This is a genomic window from Pseudomonas sp. UBA4617 (assembly GCF_002386445.1).
In the GTDB taxonomy this organism is placed as follows: Bacteria; Pseudomonadota; Gammaproteobacteria; order Pseudomonadales; family Pseudomonadaceae; genus Aquipseudomonas.
The window spans coordinates 123,328-141,506 of the sequence record NZ_DGIR01000019.1 but is presented as its reverse complement, the minus strand read 5'-3'; the positions used below and the strand labels follow the sequence as shown (position 1 = coordinate 141,506).

Annotated in this window: 11 protein-coding genes; 4 read left to right on the top strand and 7 right to left on the bottom strand. The window is 61.5% G+C overall.

Translation table 11 applies throughout. The features are described 5' to 3' along the window. Positions 1–19: 19 nt before the first annotated feature. Both B4L76_RS07565 and B4L76_RS07560 read left to right on the top strand, forming a co-directional pair. Positions 20–3,592: a glycosyltransferase gene (locus tag B4L76_RS07565; RefSeq protein WP_296231592.1), complete on the top strand. Its 3,573-nt coding sequence runs from the start codon at positions 20–22 to the stop codon at positions 3,590–3,592. A 56-nt stretch (positions 3,593–3,648) separates the two neighbouring features. Then, the gene (locus B4L76_RS07560; protein ID WP_296231590.1) at positions 3,649–6,366 is read left to right on the top strand and encodes a glycosyltransferase; all 2,718 of its coding nucleotides are present in this window, start codon (positions 3,649–3,651) and stop codon (positions 6,364–6,366) included. Between the two features lie 315 nt (positions 6,367–6,681). Here the strand turns inward: B4L76_RS07560 and B4L76_RS07555 are convergent, their stop codons facing one another. The 7 genes from B4L76_RS07555 to vioA all read right to left on the bottom strand — a co-directional run bounded on the left by B4L76_RS07555 (position 6,682) and on the right by vioA (position 15,785). Then, a complete protein-coding gene (locus tag B4L76_RS07555; protein ID WP_296231588.1) occupies positions 6,682–10,164 on the bottom strand; it encodes a glycosyltransferase family 2 protein in 3,483 nt (1,160 codons plus the stop codon). Positions 10,165–10,232: 68 nt separating this feature from the next. Next, entirely contained in the window at positions 10,233–11,213 is a 981-nt protein-coding gene (locus B4L76_RS07550) for a hypothetical protein (RefSeq protein ID WP_296231586.1), read from the bottom strand. Continuing rightward, positions 11,206–11,892 (bottom strand): WbqC family protein, encoded by a 687-nt coding sequence (locus B4L76_RS07545; protein ID WP_296231584.1) that lies wholly within the window; start codon positions 11,890–11,892, stop codon positions 11,206–11,208. The genes B4L76_RS07550 and B4L76_RS07545 overlap by 8 nt, the downstream gene beginning before the upstream one ends. A 47-nt stretch (positions 11,893–11,939) precedes the next feature. Then, positions 11,940–12,644: a class I SAM-dependent methyltransferase gene (locus B4L76_RS07540; protein ID WP_296231582.1), complete on the bottom strand. Its 705-nt coding sequence runs from the start codon at positions 12,642–12,644 to the stop codon at positions 11,940–11,942. Continuing rightward, a complete protein-coding gene (locus B4L76_RS07535; RefSeq protein WP_296231581.1) occupies positions 12,637–13,398 on the bottom strand; it encodes a TylF/MycF/NovP-related O-methyltransferase in 762 nt (253 codons plus the stop codon). The genes B4L76_RS07540 and B4L76_RS07535 overlap by 8 nt, the downstream gene beginning before the upstream one ends. Further along, complete coding sequence (locus B4L76_RS07530; protein ID WP_296231579.1) at positions 13,395–14,597, bottom strand: ATP-grasp domain-containing protein; 1,203 nt, start codon at positions 14,595–14,597, stop codon at positions 13,395–13,397. Before B4L76_RS07530 ends, B4L76_RS07535 begins: the two co-directional genes overlap by 4 nt. 69 nt (positions 14,598–14,666) lie before the next feature. Beyond that, on the bottom strand, positions 14,667–15,785 hold the full coding sequence (vioA, locus tag B4L76_RS07525) for a dTDP-4-amino-4,6-dideoxy-D-glucose aminotransferase VioA (protein ID WP_296231578.1): 1,119 nt from the start codon (positions 15,783–15,785) through the stop codon (positions 14,667–14,669). 307 nt (positions 15,786–16,092) lie between these two features. On the opposite strand from vioA, the gene B4L76_RS07520 reads away from it, so the two are divergent. Beyond that, a complete protein-coding gene (locus B4L76_RS07520) occupies positions 16,093–17,028 on the top strand; it encodes a ketoacyl-ACP synthase III (protein ID WP_296231577.1) in 936 nt (311 codons plus the stop codon). 246 nt (positions 17,029–17,274) lie between these two features. Continuing rightward, complete coding sequence (locus B4L76_RS07515) at positions 17,275–18,123, top strand: flagellin domain-containing protein (protein WP_289130941.1); 849 nt, start codon at positions 17,275–17,277, stop codon at positions 18,121–18,123. The last annotated feature ends 56 nt before the right edge of the window (positions 18,124–18,179 follow it).

The window sequence follows — 18,179 nt, the reverse complement described above, 5'->3', positions numbered from 1 at the left end:
GTTCTTCAAGGTCATTACCGTGAGCCAACAGCCCCTCGTCAGCATCGCCATCCCGGCCTTCAACCCCGAGTTCTTTCGCGCAACCCTGCTCAGCGCGCTGGAGCAGGATTACCCGATGCTCGAGGTGCTGGTCTGTGATGACAGCCGCGGCCCGGAAATCGCGGCAATCGTCGATGCGGTGATGAGCGAGACCGGCAAGCCGGTGCGCTACGTGCGCAACCCGCAAACCCTGGGCTTCGCCCGTAACCTGATGGTGTGCCTGGAGCATGCCCGGGGGCCGTTGCTCAAGTTCCTCTGTGATGATGACCGCCTGTTCCCCGAATGCGTCGGCTTGCAGGCCAGGCTCATGGCGCAGCATGCCGATGTCAGCATGACCATCTGCCAGCGCATGCTGTGCGCGGCAGACGACGCCTTGTTGCCGCCGCGCATGCTCAACGCGGTGATGTGCCCGGAGGACGCGGTGGTCAAGGGCAGCGACCTGCTCGAAGCGCTGGAGACCAACGCGCCCAACCTGTTCGGCGGGCTGAGCCACGCGCTGCTGCGCCGCGACCTGGTGGCCGAATTCCTGCCGGCCCTGGTGCAGGATGGCAGCGGCTTCGTCGCGCGCCTGGACATGGCCCTGTACATCTGCCTCATGCGTCGTGGCAACCTCGGCCACCTGTCACGTTTCCTCAGCATGGAGCGCCTGCACCCTGCGCGCCTGAGTTACCAGGCAGGCATGACCATGGCGTTCCCCATCGAGACCGACTGGCTCAAGGCGATGCTGGCGGCACGGGCGAGCGAGGCCGCGCCGGCCAGTGGCTGGGTACGCTACCTGCCGCTGGAGCGTTACCAGGGTGAGGCCGGTGCGCAATGGGAAGAATACGAGCTGAACCGGCTCTATAGCGCGCAGCAGGCACGCCAGGGGCAGCAGGTGGGCACCGATTGCCTGTCTTTTGAAGAGGTGTATGCCCAATGGCTGGAATGCCGCAGCTTGTCCGAGGCCCAGCAGCGGGCGCTGCCCAAGCGCATCGAGCAATGGGGCTGGCAGCCGCGCATCGTCCCGGTGATCTGGGTTGAAGCGGGGGAAGAACAGGCCTTGCGCGCGACCCTCGACAGCCTCGCCGCGCAGTCCTATGGCGCGGCCCGCAGCTGGCTGCTGGCGCCTGCGGCGCTGGAGCTGGCTGACGCGATCGGGGTCGAACGCATGCTCGTGCAGGGCAATGGGCTGGCCCAGTTGCAGGCGCGCCTGGCGCGTGCCGATGATGCTGACTGGGTCTTGCTGTTGCGCGCTGGCGACCGTCTGGTGCCACATGCCCTGGCGATCATGGGTGAGCGCATGGCGCTGCGCGAACGTGCCTGTATCTATGTCGACGAAGGCAGCCACGACAGCCTGCGCCCGACAACGCCCATCTTCAAGCCAGACTTCAACCTCGACCTGATGCGCAGCCTGCCCTATGTCGGGCGTGTACTGGCCTTCAACTGTGAAGCGCTGCGCCAAGTCGGTGGCTTCGACCCTGACTTCGACCTGCTCGCGCCCCACGATTTGCTCTGGCGCCTGGCCGAAAGCCAGGGCTTGCAGGCAATCGAACACATCGACGAACTGCTGGTGCACTGCCAATGGGACTATGGCCAGTGGCTGCACGACCCGCGCTGCGTGCAGCAGGCGCCACGCTTGGTGCAGGCCCACCTGCGGCGGCTGGGTATCGAAGCCGAGGTGGTCGGTGCCGAAGGTGTGCCATTGTGCCGGGTGACGTACCAGCACCCGGTGCAATCCAGCGTTTCGATCCTGGTGGTGCTCGGTGACCACCTTGGCACGGCAATGCGTTGTGTCGAGTCGCTGTTCGAACACACCCAGTATGGTCACTTCGAAGTGCTGCTGATTGCCTCGCCGGATACGCCGGCCGACCTGCGCCAGTGGCTAGAGGCCATGCAGGGACTTGGCAGCGATCAGTTGCGTGTCATCGAGGTTGCAAGCGGCAGCCAGGTGCTGCAGTTGAACCAGGCCAGCGAGGCTGCTCGTGGCGATTATTTGCTGATGCTCGACAGTGCCTGCATCGCCTTCGACCGCCCTTGGCTGGACGAAATGATGGCCCACGCCCAGCGCCCGGAGGTCGGCGTGGTTGCACCCAAGTTGTGCACCCACACCGGTGAAGTCTTTGGCGCCGGGCTGGTGCTGGGGCTGCATGGTGGCGTCAGCAGCCCGTTCGTCGGCATGCCGGCTGACAGTGGTGGCTACATGCTCCGGCTCAACGCCGTGCAGAACTGGAGTGCGCTGAGTCTCGACTGCCTGCTGGTGCGCCGCGATCTGTTCGCTACGCTGGGTGGTTTCGATGTGCAGGGCCTCAAGGGGGGCCTACAGGACGCCGACCTCTGCCTGCGCATCCGCGAACAAGGCTACTTGGCGGTGTGGACACCCTATGCGGTACTCGGCCGCTTCGCTTCGACCCGCGATGTAGCGGTGGACAGCCAGCGCAAGATGCTGGACAAAGACATCTTCCATGAACGCTGGCTGGCCAAGGTTGCCCGTGACCCGGCCTACAACCGTAACCTGAGCCTGAAAATGGCCAGCTTCAACCTCGACGCCGGGCAACGCCGTGGCTGGGACCCGTTCATCAGCCGTGTACTGCCGTCGGTCCTGGCATTGCCGATCAACACCTCTGCGGTCGGACACTACCGGGTCGCACAGCCGTTTACCGAACTGGAGCGCGCTGGCTGGATCCAGGGGCGGCTTGATTTCAGTACTCCCGAGATGATTGAGATCGAGCGAGAGAAGCCCGACGTGATGATCTTGCAGTGCCGCTACACGATCAACTCGATCGATGAAATGGCGCGCTTCAAGCGCCTGTCGAGCGCCCGGCGCATCTACGAGATCGATGACTACATCATCGACGTGCCGAAAAAGAACGCCCATTCACGGAACATGCCGGCCAACATGCGTGAGCTGGTCACCCAGGGTATTGCCCTGTGTGACCGGGTAGTGGTGTCGACCCAGCCGCTAGCCGATGCCTTGTCGGGCATGCACCACGATATCCGGGTAGTGCCCAACATGCTCGCCGCAAGGCTGTGGGCCGGGCTTGCCAGCGAGCGTCAGAGCAGCGCGCGGCCGCGCGTGGGGTGGGCAGGCGGGACCAGCCATCGGGGCGATCTGGAGCTATTGCTGGACGTGGTCAAGGCACTGGCCGACGAGGTCGACTGGGTGTTCTTCGGCATGTGCCCGGATGTCCTGCAGCCCTACGTGAAAGAGTTCCACAAAGGCGTGCCCTTGGCGTTGTATCCGCAGAAGCTGGCCAGCCTCAACCTCGACCTGGCATTGGCACCGCTCGAGCAGAACCTGTTCAACGACTGCAAGAGCAACCTGCGCCTGCTTGAGTACGGAGCCTGCGGCTTCCCGGTGATCTGCACCGATACCAAGGCCTATGACGGCTACCTGCCGTGCACCCGGGTACGCAACAACACCTCCGAACAGTGGCTGGAGGCGATTCGCATGCACCTGGCCGACCCCCAGGCCAGCTACCGCCAGGGCGACGCCCTGCGCGAAGCGGTACTGCGTGACTACGTGCTGATGCCACAGCACTTGCAACAATGGGCTAACGCCTGGCTCGCGGACTGAACAACCTGTCGCTTGCCATTGGTGGGCTTCAGACCAACAACATGAACAGGTGCCCTATGGCCGAAACCGCAATCGGGTCGCACGACCAAGTGACCGTCGTCCTGCTCGGGCATGAACAGCCGGACCACCGTGCCCGTGCCGTCTACTACTATCGCCAGGCTGGCATTCCCTGCCTGGCCATTGAGCCGCTGCGGGCAGGCACGTCGGGCGAACAGTGCAGTGCGCGCCTGGCCCTGGCCTTGCAGCAGGTTGCCACGCCGTTCGTGACCTTGGCTCTGGATGCCGATTTCGTGCTGGCGTCGGCCTTGCAGCAGGCCGCTGCCTGCTTGCACGCGCAGCCCCAGGTGCAGGGAGCTCAGGGTTATGCGTTAGCCTATGCACCGGGTAATGCGCAGATGGCCTACCACAAGATCGGCTCGGCTTTCGAGGCCGCAGCCGATTCCCATCCACGTGCACGCTTGCGTCAGTACGCCATGGCCGGGCAGCAGGCCTGGCGCGCGGTGCTGCGGGTCGGGGCGCTGCAGGCACTGCTCGATACCTTGCCCGGCGAGCTGGACTTCGCTGCTTGGCGCGTGGCCCTGTCCTATGCCCTGGTCGCCGCTGGCGACATCGCGCAATTGACGCAGACTGCTGTGATCTGTGAGTTCGCACCGAGCGCGCTGACCCCGGTGGCCCGCGACGAGCAGTTGACCCGTACCGTGCGCCTGCTGCGTGAATGGAATGGCGAACTAGGCAGTGACGATGCCGGTTTTGCCGTGCTCAATCGCTTTGTGCGGGCGACTTACGACCAGGGCGACGCCCCCTTGCTGTTCACCTCGCCATGGGGCACCGTGATCGGCGAGCCGGAGCGCGTCTTCGAACCGCGGCAGTATGTCGAGTTGCCTTATTACAATGGTGCGCTGTTCGCGTGCCTGACCGCTCTGGAATTCCTCTGCCATGCCTGGCCAACCGGGCAAGCCCACCGCGAGGCATTGGAGGGAACCTGGGTACGCCAGCGTGAATTGTTGCAGGTACATCCCAATGACACCGCCGAAACCTTGCAGCAGCGTTACTGGAAAGCCTTGGCCCTGGGCCTGTTCAACCTGGAGGTCTGCCAGCGCCTGGTGCCGACCCTCACCGGCAAGGATGACGGAGAGCGCGCCCGCGAACTGGGTGCCTGGCTCGCGCGCCTGGAGGCAGTACCCGGTATCGATGGCGCCGGCTGGCTGCGCAGCACGGTTTCCGGCCAGGTGCTTGAGGCGCTGGCCAATGCCACACCGGACCAGGCTACCCAGCAGCGCCTGTCGGCTCAGCTGAACAAGCGTTCGAAGGCGCAGATCACCTTCATGGTGACCGACCTCGCCGACGATGACCTGGCCTTGCAGGCCACCTTCGACAGCCTGCTGGCCAGTGGGCTGCGCCAGTTCAAGCTAGTGGTGCTCAAGGGCGGCAAGCCGCCGGCGATCACGACCGCACGCGACACCCTGCATTTCGTCCAGGTCAACGAAAGCAACTGGGTCACGCACCTCAACCAGCAAGTGCGGCAGCTCGACAGCGATTGGCTGATGTTGCTGCAAGCGGGCGATACCTTGGTCAGCGGTGGCTTGTTGCGTCTGCAGCAGGAGCTGGCCGAGGCGGCGGGCTGTCAGGCGGTGTGTGCAAACGAAGTGCAACGTGACAGCGAGGGCCGCCTGCATGGCGTGGTCCGCCCAGGCAGCAACCTGGACCTGTTGCGTGCACAGCCAGGGCTGATGTCACGGCATTGGTGCCTGCGCCGCGAGACTGTGGTGGGGTTGGGTGGTTACAGCGAAACCTGTCGCCATGCGCTGGAGTTCGATTTGCTGTTGCGCCTGGTGGAGCAGCATGGGCAGGGCGGCCTGGCACACATGGACGAGTACCTGGTGGTGGGCAGCCAGGCGACATCGGCGCTGCAGGCCGACGCAGTGCTGACGCTCAAGCGGCACCTGACACTGCTGGGTTATCGCGGTGAAGTGCATGATCAGGGCGAGGCTGGCCTGGTGGTGGATTTCCGCCACTCGGCAACACCCCTGGTCAGCATCCTGGTAGCCGCCGAAGGTAACCCGCAGCGTCTGCAGGCGTGCCTGACCAGCGTCCTGCAGCGCACCCGTTACCCGCGCTACGAGTTGCGGGTTGCCTGCAATACCGAGCACGCCGAAACCACCGCTGCCGCGCTGCAAGGGTTTGGCCAGCGGGTTGTGTTGGTGGCAGGCGCTGTGAGCGGGCGTGACGCGTTGCTCAACCTGGCGGCGGAGCAGGCTTGCGGTGAGTACCTGCTGCTGCTCGGCGAGCATTGCGAAGTGATTTCGCCAGCCTGGATCGAAGGCTTGCTCAACGAGGGGCTCAGGCCGGAAGTAGGGGTGGTCGGTGCCCGTCTGGTCGCCCGTGAGGGCAAGGTCGTGCATGCGGGCTTTGACCTGTTGCAGGGGCCGGTGGCGTACCAGCCTTGGCAGGGCATGTCGGCAGGAGAGTGCATCAAGGCACGTTGGCCGATGGCGGTGCGCAGTTGCGCCGCAGTGTCCGCGGACTGCATGTTGCTGCGTCGTGAGCTGTTCGACCACTGCGGCGGCCTTCAGCAGTTGCAAGCGTTCGACCTGGACATATGTCTGTCGGCAGCGACAGCGGGCTTGATGGTGCTCTGGACACCGGTGGCGCAGTTGTTTGTCGATCCACCTCGTGTGGTCGATCAGGCTGCCCTCGAAGTGTTGCAGGCGCGTTGGCCGGCCGCATTCAGCAGCAGATGGCCCAGTGATGCGCTGAGCCCTGCCCGTGGCTAGTGCGCCGCCATGCTCCGGTCAAGCCAGCTAATCTCCAGGACGCAAGCGGAGCCTGTGCTTCGCTTCACTACGTTCATGCGAAGATTCCATTGGTTTTGTAGGTAAACGGCATACGTGGACAGAGGCTGGTAGATCCTTTTCGGCAAACCCCCAATCGGCAATTGCCCAAGGTTGCCTTCATAGGTAGCGCGTAGTACCGCAGCCGCCAGCCCTCTGGCTGGACCCGATGCCAGATTCGGCCTCGGGTCCACAGCTTCCGGTGATCTCTCGTTCCTCAGCATCGCTGAGGTATATCAACCTTCAGGAACCCGGCCGTCAGGCGGGTAACCAGCTGGCGAGACAGGTTTCTCTGTAATCGGCATCCATGAAGCTTGAGCTCTCTGCCTGTTCACGTAACCGTTGACCTTTTACCGCTGCGCTTTCGATGCTGGCGAGACAATCGTCCAGGGCTGTTAGCCACTGGTCAGGTGTGTCGTCCACCTTCGTCATTGGCCATTCTTCGAAGCGAACCTGATGGTCGTTGCTGATGACAGCATAACCGCATGCGGCGTAGCGCACAGGCGCAAGGCCGTCGCCCGTATTCCCCACCGTGCTTGTCGGATGCAGCGCAATGTTCAGGCCAAGCCCCGATAGCACATCGGGCGCTGAGCCGAGGTCACGGCAGTAGACTTCCGTGGCCAGCGCCGCGAGGTGGGGGGGGACCTCTCCCCACAATATCCAGTCAGCCTGATTGGCACGGGCGCGCAGCAGCGGGTCGATGATGTGCAGGGTCTCGAGACTGAGGTGGCACCCGATGCGCGGTTTGGCGTTCGCCGTTACCGGTGTCGGTAGCGCTTGCCACTCCATGGTCAGTCGGGATTCTCTGACACGGATGTCGCCATGCAGCCCGTCTAGCGCTGCTGCCAGTTCTGCGCTGGCGACGACGACCCGGTCGACGCAGGCGATGGCGTCATGCAGCAGTTCCCATGCCCTTTGGCCAACGGGCAGGTCAACTACCTCCAGCACCTTGAAGGCTTGGCTGAGGCGATAGTGCTGTGCCATGGCCTGAATGCGCAGCGGATCGGCTACGTGCTGGAAGATGATCGCATCGGGTTGCAAGCGATTGAGTTCCACAGGCGTGAGCAAGGCGTTGCTCAAGTAGCCGTCGATCCGTGCGTGTTCCAGCAATTGCTGGAAGGCAGCCGTGCAGCGCTCGGGATTTTCCCGATCGGGATGTACCAGCACGACCGGCAGCGGGCGCCAGTTCAACGGGCGCCAGGTCAGGCCATGCAATGCTGGCAGCTCATGACCGCGGCCGCGCAGCGAAAGGTTCTTGTTGTAGGCGGGATCACGGGTCAGGGCGTCGAGCCATTTGCTGTAGAGGTTCTGCTCATCCTGCTGGACGCGCTGCTGCTGGGCGGGGGCACGCATTACATTGCCCCAGCCTTTGCCCTGCTCGTTGGCCACCAGCGCATGAGCAGCCCAGACGTTCAGCAGACCTTCGGCAGACACGCGCAGGCACAAGTCGATGTCGGCGTGACGCAACGCGAAGGCACCTTCATCCAACCCACCCAGCCCTAGGTAAAGCTCCCTGCGGATCATCAGGCAGGCCCTGCTGATGGCGCTTACGTCACGGTCCACGCGCAGGCATTGCAGGTAACCTGAATCGCTGTTCGGCAACCCGGCAGCCGGGCTCGCAGCTGTGCCAGCGAGGCCCAGCACCCAGCCAGCGTGGGCGATGTTGCCGTTGATATCCAGTTGCTTTGCGCCTACGACTCCCACCTCGGGCCGCTGGGCGTGGTTGAGCAGGCGCTGGAGCCAATCCTCCTGGAAAATCACTGTGTCGTTGTCGAGCAGCACGAGGAAGTCGCCAACAGCCTGAGCGGCAGCCAGGTTATACATGGCACTCAGGTTCAATGGGCGGTCGTCGCGCAGGACTTTGATCGTTCCTTCGCCCGCGATTACCAACTGCTCCAGCCACTCCAGCAAGGCCGGGTTGCTGCTGGCGTGATCGACCAGCAGCAACTCGAAGAAGGCATAGCTGGTTTTGGAAAGCACACTTTCGACACAGCGCTGCACCAACTCCAACTGATCCTGCACGGGAATCACGATAGAAACAGAAGGCTGTTGCTGGTGGCCATAGTCTATCTGGTAATGCCGGGTCGGTTCCTCACGTACCTGTGCTTGGGTATAGCCGCGCGCTGACAGGTGGCGTTCGATAACGGCCAGCTCGTCGGGATTGCTGGCCATGTCCGGGCTGTCGCAGATCACCAGGGGTTCGTCCAGATGGCCGATGCCATCGAGGCCTTGCGCTTCGATCAGGCGCAGGATCATGTCCAGTTCGACCGCCCCGGGGAATTGACTGTCGAAACCGCCAGCGGCGAGTACAAGCTCGCGACGCAGTAACCAGTGGCGCCCCATTATCACGGGGAGCGACAACAGGTAGTCGAGGTTCATATCAGGGCGGAAGATCGGGCTCGAGCCTGACGCGGCGCGATAATACTCGTCGCAGTAGAGCATTCGGCATGCTTGTGCACCCGGTAGCTCCAGATCGACCATCAGGCTACCGCTGGGCAGGATTTCATCACCGGCAGCAAGCAGCAGCAACCAGTCGCTGTCGTCCTGCTGGATGATCTGGTTGAGTATCGCTGTGCCCGGTGTGGAGTTCAGCCAGTGTACGTTGCTGGGCAGACTGGTCTGGGGCGGTTGTTGGCTGACAACGTAGGTACGTAGCCCAAGTGGGCTGTTGGCACTCCACAGCAACAGGCTTTCAAGCGTGAAGGACAATGCCTGTGCATCGCCTTGGTGGTCGGTTACCACAATGGCCAGGCTGGTTTGATTGCGCAATGCCACGCGGCGTTCCTCGGCCAACCTTTGCTGGACCGGCGTCAACATGCGGTTCAACAGCCAGTCGCGCACACTGGGATGTCGATTGGCGTCGAGATAGTCGGCGGCGCTGCGCTGAGTACGTTGGATGAAATGCTCCAGCTGCGGCCAGAATTCATCTTCCATGTGCAGTAGGCGTTGACGAGCCAGCCCGACCGACTGCCGAGCCCGTTCGAGGCCGCCCGGTTCTTCAAGCATCGTCGTGCCGGCATCGCCGATGTGCTCGGTGAAGGGCAGAGTCTTTACGTGCCCGCCACTGAGGTATACCACCGGGCAGCCACACAGCAACGCCATGGTGCAGGTTGCCGAAATCTCGTAGGAGTACAGCGCCTCTGCGGTCTGGAAGAGTTCGGCCAGTTGCGGCAGCGTGCGTGGATTGCTCAGGCTCAGTACCTGAATATCGGGCGGCAGCAGGCCGTAGTCCACCTGGTCGGCGTCGAAACGATGCAGGTAGAGATAATTGCCGCTGCGAACCACCGGCTCCGGGCGCGGCGCAAACAGGCTGGAGTCGATCATCGGCAGCGTGAGCATGTCTTTCCGGCGTTTGCCCTCACCGAAGTCGTGAGCGTAGTAGAAGAACAAGTCGCTTTCTTGCGCAGCCACGTGCAGGCCGTTGATGAAACCGTCCCGGTTGAGCATGTAACGGACCACAACCGGGCAATTCAGCGGGTTGCCGCTGAGCACTTCCGGATATACCGCGATCGGTGCTGCACCCATGGTCTTGTGCAACTGGATGACCGCATCCGTCAGCACTGGGGTGCGCAGTTTCGGATTGGTTACCTTGCAGCCGATGACATAGGCTTCCTGGCCACTGATGTTGAGGGCATGGCAGAGGTAGTGCATGACACATACACCTGACGAGGTGTCGCGGTAGTCGGGCGCATAGAGGTAGTAAGGGTTGTTTGTCTTCCCATGCAACGATGACGTCTTCATGTGTATTTCCCGGGTGCGGCCCGCCTGCATGTGATAGCCGGCGCCGTGCAAGGTGAATGTTCGGGTCTTCAGGTTGTGGCCAGGAAACTGCTCACTCGGTCGGCGAGCCGTTCCATGTGCGTTGCGTCGTAGCGTTGGTCGATCGGCAAGGGCAGCAGGCAGCTCGCCAGTTGCCTCTCTATGTTCGGGCTGTGTGGCTCACCAACCACTTCCTGCCAGTAGCAGGGGATGAAGATTCTCTCGGCCAGCAAGCGTTGGCGGATGGCCTGGGCCTGAGCGGGTGTACCCAGGAGCAAGGGGTAGCAGAGCGCTGCTGTCGGCATGGCTGGCAGGATATCCAGCTGGTTGCGCGAGCCCAGCGATTGTTGCAGCAAGGCCAGGTTGGCCTCGCGGCGGGCGCTGATCGCGGGATAATCCAGGCTGTCGAGCACGCGCCGTGTGCTGTTCGACATGGCGGTTGCAGGGGCATGATCAAGCTGCGTTTCAACATTCTGGAACGCCGCGTAATGCTGCTCGGGCGCGCCTTCGAGCCGCCCCAGCAGGGCACCGAAATGCGCCGTCGACTGACCCTGCGGCAACTGCCACTCGCCGGGCGGTGCGTTGGCCAGCCAACCGCCGTCGGGTACACCGACGAACTTGCGTGGTGAGTAGAGGGTCTTGATGTCAGGTAGCGGCGCGCTGAACAGCCCTTGTGAGTTGTCGACCACCAGTCGGTCACGGTAATGCGGTGCCAGCACATCACTGATGTAGCGATCCTTCAGACCGAAGTAGTTCACGTACAACAACAGCTCGTCAGGTGGCAGTTCCGGAAGTTGTTCCAGCTCAAGCTGCAGGTTGATTGCATAGCGCGCTACGTCCGCGCCAGCGGCGTGTGCAGCGTCAGGTACTGCATGGCAAATGTAATGAGGCAGGTGCAGGCGCCGCGCCCCGATGTTGCGCAACAGGACCTTGAGTGCGGAGCGCGCGGAGTTGAAGCCCAGTGCCTGCGGATACAGGCTGTAGCCCTGGCGCAGCTCCAGTTCGAAGTAGCCGCCAATAGCGTCAGGCATGCATCACTCTCCCTCGTCTGGCCCACTCGCCGAGCACTTCGGGCGGGTTGAACATCAGCGCATCGAGCAGCGACAAGCCTGGTACGAATTCTCGCCCTTGCTGAGGGTAGGGCATTAACTCGGCGTGCAGCAGTTCCAGCTCGATACCGGCTTTGGCGAATGCCCCGGCCTCGTACAGAAAAGCGCCTGCGGCCGGATTCAGGTAGTGGGTCGCCCCTGTGGCCGCCATCAGTTCAAGCACTCTTGCCTGGCCGCCGACGCCTGCGCCCGCTGGAAGTGCGCTGGCTGCGATGATGGGGGTGTCGAGCCCGATCAATGCACAGCTTGCCCGCAATACGCTGAGGTTGAGTTCGGCGATGCTGGCTGCTGGCTGTTCCAGCAGTTGTGCCAGCCATGGCAGCACCTGGTGTACATACGGTGCTGTGCGGTAAGCGTGCTTGAGCTTTTCGACCACCTGCTGGCACTGAAAGCCCTGGCTGATCCGTTTTTCATGAATAGGCAGCTTATGGCTGCTCTTCTCCAAGGCAACGCCGAACCACTTCGGTTCGCCATCGAGCAGGTAGCGGTTGCGCTCGATCCAGCCGTTCTTGATGAACTGGGCGGTGTCGTAGCTGATGAACAGGTCCGCTGCGCCCAATAGCTGGTAGTAACCCAGATAAGGCAGAAAGTAGGGCTGCATTAGCACCACCCGCTTGCCGTGCGGCAGGCCCGTGCGAGAGGGGGTCGTCAGCACGTGTGATAGACCCCCAGCCAGGAACTGGTAGCCCCCAGTTGGCCATCGGTAAGCCGCCAGGCGAGGTCGAAGCCTTTGTTCAGCACACGGGTGAACGGGGAGAGCGGGGTGTCCTGAACATAGAAGGAACGCCACAAGCGCGTGCGCCAAGGGTCGCGGAAAAAGTAAATGTCCTTGAGCACGATGCGCTCATGGGCGCCGAATGACAGAGGCGAACTGGACTGGCCGAAGGCATGCCGAATGCTTTGCGGGTAATAGGGGCGCACATGGGAGAAATCGTGAAAGAAGCGTTCGCCCAGGACCGGGCTGATCATGACCAGCCGGCCCTGTGGTGCGAGCAGGGCGATCAGGCGGTCGAGCAGGTGCAGCAGTTGGTTGGGGTCCAGGTGTTCGATCAGGTGACTGAGGAAAATGACGTCGAATCGTTTGCCCAGCGTTTCCAGCTCGGACTCGTGCAAGGCCTCGAAGCCGGCGCCCCGGGCTTGTTCGATGTATTGCGGGTTGATATCCACGCCGGTGGCTTGCAACCCCAGCTCACGGAACATGCGCAAGTACTTGCCATGGCCCATGCCATAGTCCAGGACCGAAACAGGTGCTGAACTGCCAGATTTCCATTGCTCGAAAAGTTGTTTCACTTTCCGCGTTTCGAGGGTCTGGTAATGGGCGGGGAAGCGTTCGGCATGCAGCAGCTCAAACATGGCTCGCCTCGGTCAGCTTGAGCATGACGGCGTGGCCATTGAGGTTTCGCAACAGGAAGTATTCTGGGTGGTCAGCCAGGTCTTCCACCAGCCTGGCCACGCCTTCGCAGCCCCAGAAACCGTAGTCGTCGAAGACGATGACGCCATGCCTGTTCAGGCGCGGCGTAACCCACTCGAAGATGTCCTTGGCCGATTGGTAGGTGTCCACGTCGATATGGCAGAACGAGAAACGACGCTCCTCGGCCTCGCTGCCAGTCTGCTCCGGGAAAATCCCTTGCAGCAGCGTGGCGCGGTCCTTCAGTTGCTCACCTTCGAGCAGTGCGGCCACGCTCTCCAGGCTGGTGTCGGCGTGCTCGCCGCCTTGGTAAAGCGTGTCGTTGGCGCCGGCTTTCACCACGCCACAGAAAGTGTCGCAGAGCAGCAGGTGCTTGGTGCTTTCAAGTTGCGCCAGGCGCTTGGCGGCGAGCAGCCCGGTGCCACCTTTCCACACGCCGACTTCGATGACATCGCCTGCGACGTTGGCGGTTTGCCGAAGCAGATCCCACAACTCATGGCAACGATAGATATCGACCAACGTAAGGCCCTGAATGCGTTCGAACACCTCCATGAATGCGGCATCGGCATACCATGGCGAATAGGTCGCCCGGGAAATAAGTGCCGAATGCGGAAAATCCTTGTCCAGCGGCTCGATCCTGGTGTCCCGCAGGTGGCGCATGACCAGGCGGCGGTTATGGTCGGACTTGACGGTTTTCACGAAAGAAACTCCAGAGCATCAACATCGAAGACGGGTATGGCGCAGTGGGTGGCGACATCCAGGCGCTCAGGGAAATGGTTGTCAATGAAGATCGAATTGCCGCGAATGAATTCGGATTTCGCTCGACCGTCAGTGATATGAATGATCTCGTCGAACAGTTCGACGGCAATGCGGGCCTTGCGCAAGGTATCGCGTGGGTCGCTCGCGTGCCGGGTAAGCAGGATCAGGCGCTTGCCTTTGCATTGCATGCGATAGAGGAAGTACAGCGTCGAGGGTATGGCGCGGCCGTCGCGGATGACGGTTTCGTCGAAGTCGATGTAGACCGTGTCGAAGGGCCAGTCCAGCTGCGCAACAGTCTGGATGCGCCGTTCGATCAGGTTGACTGCGGTTTGCGGCAAGGGCGTGACGCGGCGTTCCAGGTGGTCATGGATAGCCATCAGTGGCAGGTTCACACCGCGGGCACGCTGGGCCACCATTGACCCCGCCACCCGGCAACTTATTTCCAGCAGCTTCCAGCGTTGCTGGCGGTCGCGCTTGAGCTGGAAGAACCAGGGGCCGCGAAGGCGCAGGCGCTTGTTCAGGGTTGCAGCGATGGCATCTATGGACGGGTCCGGGGCAGGAAATGTGCTGCGCATGGAAATACCGGCACGCACCCGCTCGCGGTTGCGCGGCCCCACCCAGCGCAGTTCGTGCTGGAAATCGCTGAAGCAATCAACCGTGATTTCCTCCCCTGGTAGGTATTCGACCAACAACGGCAGGTGAGTTCGCTCAAGCGCGGCGCGTGCATCTTGCGCGTTGGCTACCCGCTCGAACCCCTGGCCGCCCTGGCCGAGATCTGGCTTGACCACTGCGGGCCACTGCTCAACGTCTTCCGGGCTTGCATAGACGGCAGGTACCCAAGGCTGGTCAGCGAACGCTGCGTAGGTCGATGACTTGCGCCTGGCAAGCGCGCAGGTTTCTGGGTCGCCATTGACCAGTGCCACACCGAAGCGCTCGATGCGTTCGCTGAGGTAGGCCTGGATAGTGTCATGCGTGGCAAACACCAGTTCGATCTGCCATTCATCGAGCAAGGCGGAAAATGCCTGATCGAAGCGCTCGTCATCAATGCGCGGCAGCTGGCCGTTGTAAGTGTCGAAAAGCTGGCGGCCATGGTCGTCGACGCTGGAGGCACCAAACAGCTTGACGTGGACAGAGTGCATCAGTGCCTGGTGTATCTCTGAAGCATTTTCCGAACCGCAGGGAAATACCAATACATTGATGGCCATTGATCAGGCACCTTGTCCTTCGATGATGATGGACAGGATGCGATCCTGGGTCGCGTCGTCCAGATCTGGATAGATCGGCAGGCAAAGCACCTGACGCGAGACTTGCTGGGCAATGCGCAGCTTGTCCAGATTGGCGCTTTCCAGCCCGCGGTACATGGGGAATTCGCAGATCAGCGGATAGAAATAACGACGTACCAGAATGTCGACAGCGCGGAAGCGCTCGTACAGTTCGTCGCGGCTGATGCCAAAGCGCTCGCCGTTGACCATGATCGGGCAGTAGGCGTAATTCCACTCGACATTGGCGGGCGGGCTCATCAGGCTTATGCCTGGTACCGCTGCCAGGCGATCGTAGTAACGTTCGTAGATCGTGCGGCGGCGAGATAACGCACCATCTATATGACGCAACTGCAGCAGGCCGAATGCTGCCTGCAATTCATTCATCTTGCCGTTGATGCCCGGGGCTATGACCGTGACCTCGTCGGCGAAACCGAAGTTCTTCAGGTAATCGATGCGCCGCTTGGTCTTCTCGTCCTGACAGACGATCGCACCGCCCTCGAAGGTGTTGAATACCTTGGTTGCGTGGAAACTCAGTACCGAAAGGTCACCATGGTTGAGGAGGCTCTGCCCGTTGAGGCGTACGCCAAACGAATGGGCGGCATCGTAGATGACTTTCAGGCCATAGGTGTCGGCCACCGTCTGTATGCCCTCCACATCGCAGGGGATGCCATAGCAATGCACCGGCATGATTGCGGTGGTTGCCGGGGTGATTGCCTCTACAATGCGTTGCGGATCGAGGTTGTTGCTGTGTGGGTCAATATCGACGAACACAGGTTTGAGGCTGTTCCAAAGCAGTGAGTGGGCGGTGGCGACAAACGAATACGGCGTGGTGATCACTTCGCCGGTTATGCGCAAGGCCTGCAGCGCGGTGACCAGCGCTAGCGTGCCATTGGAAAACAGCGAGATGTACTTGACCCCAAGGTGTTCAGCCAGCGCTTCCTCCAGTTGCTGGTGGAACTGACCGCAGTTGGTCAGTAACCGGCTGTCCCAGATCTGCTCCAGGTAAGGCAGAAAGGACTCCAGAGGCGGCATCAGAGGGCTGGTGACGGTTATAGGCTTTGCCATATGAGACTGTGCTCGCGCTGACTATGGGGCTGCCACGCTTGACGGCGTAAATCCGGTAGCGTCGATCGAACCGCTGCCGCGTCAGTTAAACGGCAGCGAAGGCATTGATACAGGTCGTTTAGCAAAAAGCTGGCCAACAGTTCGCCATCAGCATTTGGCGGATTGTCGGTATAGTCGTGACTTGGCAGTCGAAACGCGCATCTTTAATCTATTGAGTCTGTGGGTAGTCCCGTTGGCGTGGGGTGCAGGTTTTGCATTCAGGGTCACGGCACCTGCGAATTTTTGCCATTTCCATCGGGAAGCCACAATGATTGGCATCAAAAGCATCGCCAGTTACGTACCTGTAGAAGGCGTGGATAACTACGCTCAGGGTGCGAAATTCGGCAAGGATCAGGATTTCATCTTCGGCAAGATCGGTTCGACCTTCCTGCCGCGCAAGGATGCGACCCAGGAAACCTCCGACCTGTGCGTTGAGGCGGCCCGGACGTTGTTCGCTGCCAATCCCTCGCTTGACCCGGCGGCCATCGAGGTGGTGATCGTGGTCACCCAGAACGGCGATGCCGAAGGCCTGCCGCATACGGCTGCGATCGTCCAGCACAAGCTGGGGCTGACCACCCAGGTCGCGGCGTTCGATATTTCCCTGGGCTGCTCCGGCTACGTCTATGGCCTGTATGCGATGAAGGGTTTCATGGAGGCGGCGGGCTTGAAGAATGGCCTGCTGATTACCGCCGACCCGTATTCGAAGATTGTCGACCCCGAGGATCGCAACACCACCATGTTGTTCGGTGATGCGGCCACCGCGACCTGGATGGGCGAGGATGCAGCCTGGCAGCTCGGCAAGTCGCTGTTCGGCAGCGATGGTGCGGGTGCCGAGCACCTGCGCACGACGGCCGGCAAATTCTTCATGAACGGTCGTCAGGTCTACAACTTCGCCTTGGTCAAAGTGCCAGCGCACCTGCAGCAGTTGCTCGAGGCCAGCCACTTGCGCGCCGAGGACATCGACCTGTACTGCCTGCATCAAGGCAGTGCGGCGATCGTCGATGCAGTGGCTCAGCGCTTCGATGAGGGCGAGCAGCGCGAGAAATTCGTCAAGGACATGGTCGAAACCGGCAACACCGTGTCATCGAGCATCCCGCTGCTGCTGGAAAAGCACGTGCTCAACTCGCAGCATAAGCGCGTTGCCCTCAGTGGCTTCGGTGTAGGCCTGTCGTGGGGCTCGGCGATCATCGAGCGCAACGACTGACCGAACGCTGTGGTCACAAGGAAGCGCGGCCCGTCCTCGGGTCGCGCTTCTTTCGTTTTCAATGATGGATTTCTGACGTCAAACCCTTGATTTCATTGGGGTGGCAGGATGCCAGTAAAAAAATTGAGAAATCGCCCTAAAGCAACCCGCCCTGACGACGATAACAATTACGAAGGTTCTCTGTGCCACACCCGGCGAATTGCCAAGGCCGGAAGCCGTAGTACCCAATCCAACGAGGAATTCGTCATGGCTTTGACTGTTAACACCAACACCACCTCTCTGGGCGTTCAGAAAAACCTGAACCGTGCTTCCGATGCTCTGAGCACTTCGATGACCCGTCTGTCCTCCGGCCTGAAAATCAACAGCGCCAAAGACGACGCCGCCGGCCTGCAGATCGCTACCCGCATGACCTCGCAGATCCGCGGTCAGACCATGGCGATCAAAAACGCCAACGACGGTATCTCCATCGCCCAGACCGCTGAAGGTGCGATGCAGGAGCAGACCAACATCCTGCAGCGTATGCGTGAACTGGCCGTTCAGTCGCGAAACGACTCGAACAGCACCAACGACCGCGTCGCACTGGACAAAGAGTTCCAGTCGATGGCTTCGGAACTGACCCGTATCGCCAACAGCACCCAGCTGAACGGCAAGAACCTGCTGGACGGTTCGGCTTCGGTCATGACCTTCCAGGTAGGCTCCAACACCGGTTCGGCCAACCAGATCACCATCGACCTGAGCGCCAAGTTCACCGCTTCCGACCTGGGCGTTACCAGCGCCATCAACATCCAGGGTTCGGACACCACCACCGCCGAAGCCAACTTCAGCGCCGCTGTTTCGGCTATCGACGCCGCTCTGCAGACCATCAACAGCAACCGTGCTGACCTGGGTGCCGCTCAGAACCGTCTGACCAGCACCATCAACAACCTGCAGAACATCAACGAGAACGCCGAAGCTGCCCGTGGCCGTGTACAGGACACCGACTTCGCTGCTGAAACTGCCCAGCTGACCAAGCAGCAGACTCTGCAGCAAGCTTCCACCTCGGTTCTGGCCCAGGCCAACCAGCTGCCGTCGGCAGTACTGAAGCTGCTGGGCTAATCTGCCTGGTTGCTGGCGGGGGAGTGCCTGGCACTTCCCCGCCTTTTCATTGCGAG

Coding starts and splice junctions, on each gene's coding strand:
- B4L76_RS07515 (WP_289130941.1), top strand. CDS start 17,275: ATGGCTTTGACTGTTAACACCAACACCACCTCTCTGGGCGTTCAGAAA.
- vioA (WP_296231578.1), bottom strand. CDS start 15,785: ATGGCAAAGCCTATAACCGTCACCAGCCCTCTGATGCCGCCTCTGGAG.
- B4L76_RS07560 (WP_296231590.1), top strand. CDS start 3,649: ATGGCCGAAACCGCAATCGGGTCGCACGACCAAGTGACCGTCGTCCTG.
- B4L76_RS07545 (WP_296231584.1), bottom strand. CDS start 11,892: ATGCAGCCCTACTTTCTGCCTTATCTGGGTTACTACCAGCTATTGGGC.
- B4L76_RS07520 (WP_296231577.1), top strand. CDS start 16,093: ATGATTGGCATCAAAAGCATCGCCAGTTACGTACCTGTAGAAGGCGTG.
- B4L76_RS07530 (WP_296231579.1), bottom strand. CDS start 14,597: ATGCACTCTGTCCACGTCAAGCTGTTTGGTGCCTCCAGCGTCGACGAC.
- B4L76_RS07555 (WP_296231588.1), bottom strand. CDS start 10,164: ATGAAGACGTCATCGTTGCATGGGAAGACAAACAACCCTTACTACCTC.
- B4L76_RS07550 (WP_296231586.1), bottom strand. CDS start 11,213: ATGCCTGACGCTATTGGCGGCTACTTCGAACTGGAGCTGCGCCAGGGC.
- B4L76_RS07540 (WP_296231582.1), bottom strand. CDS start 12,644: ATGTTTGAGCTGCTGCATGCCGAACGCTTCCCCGCCCATTACCAGACC.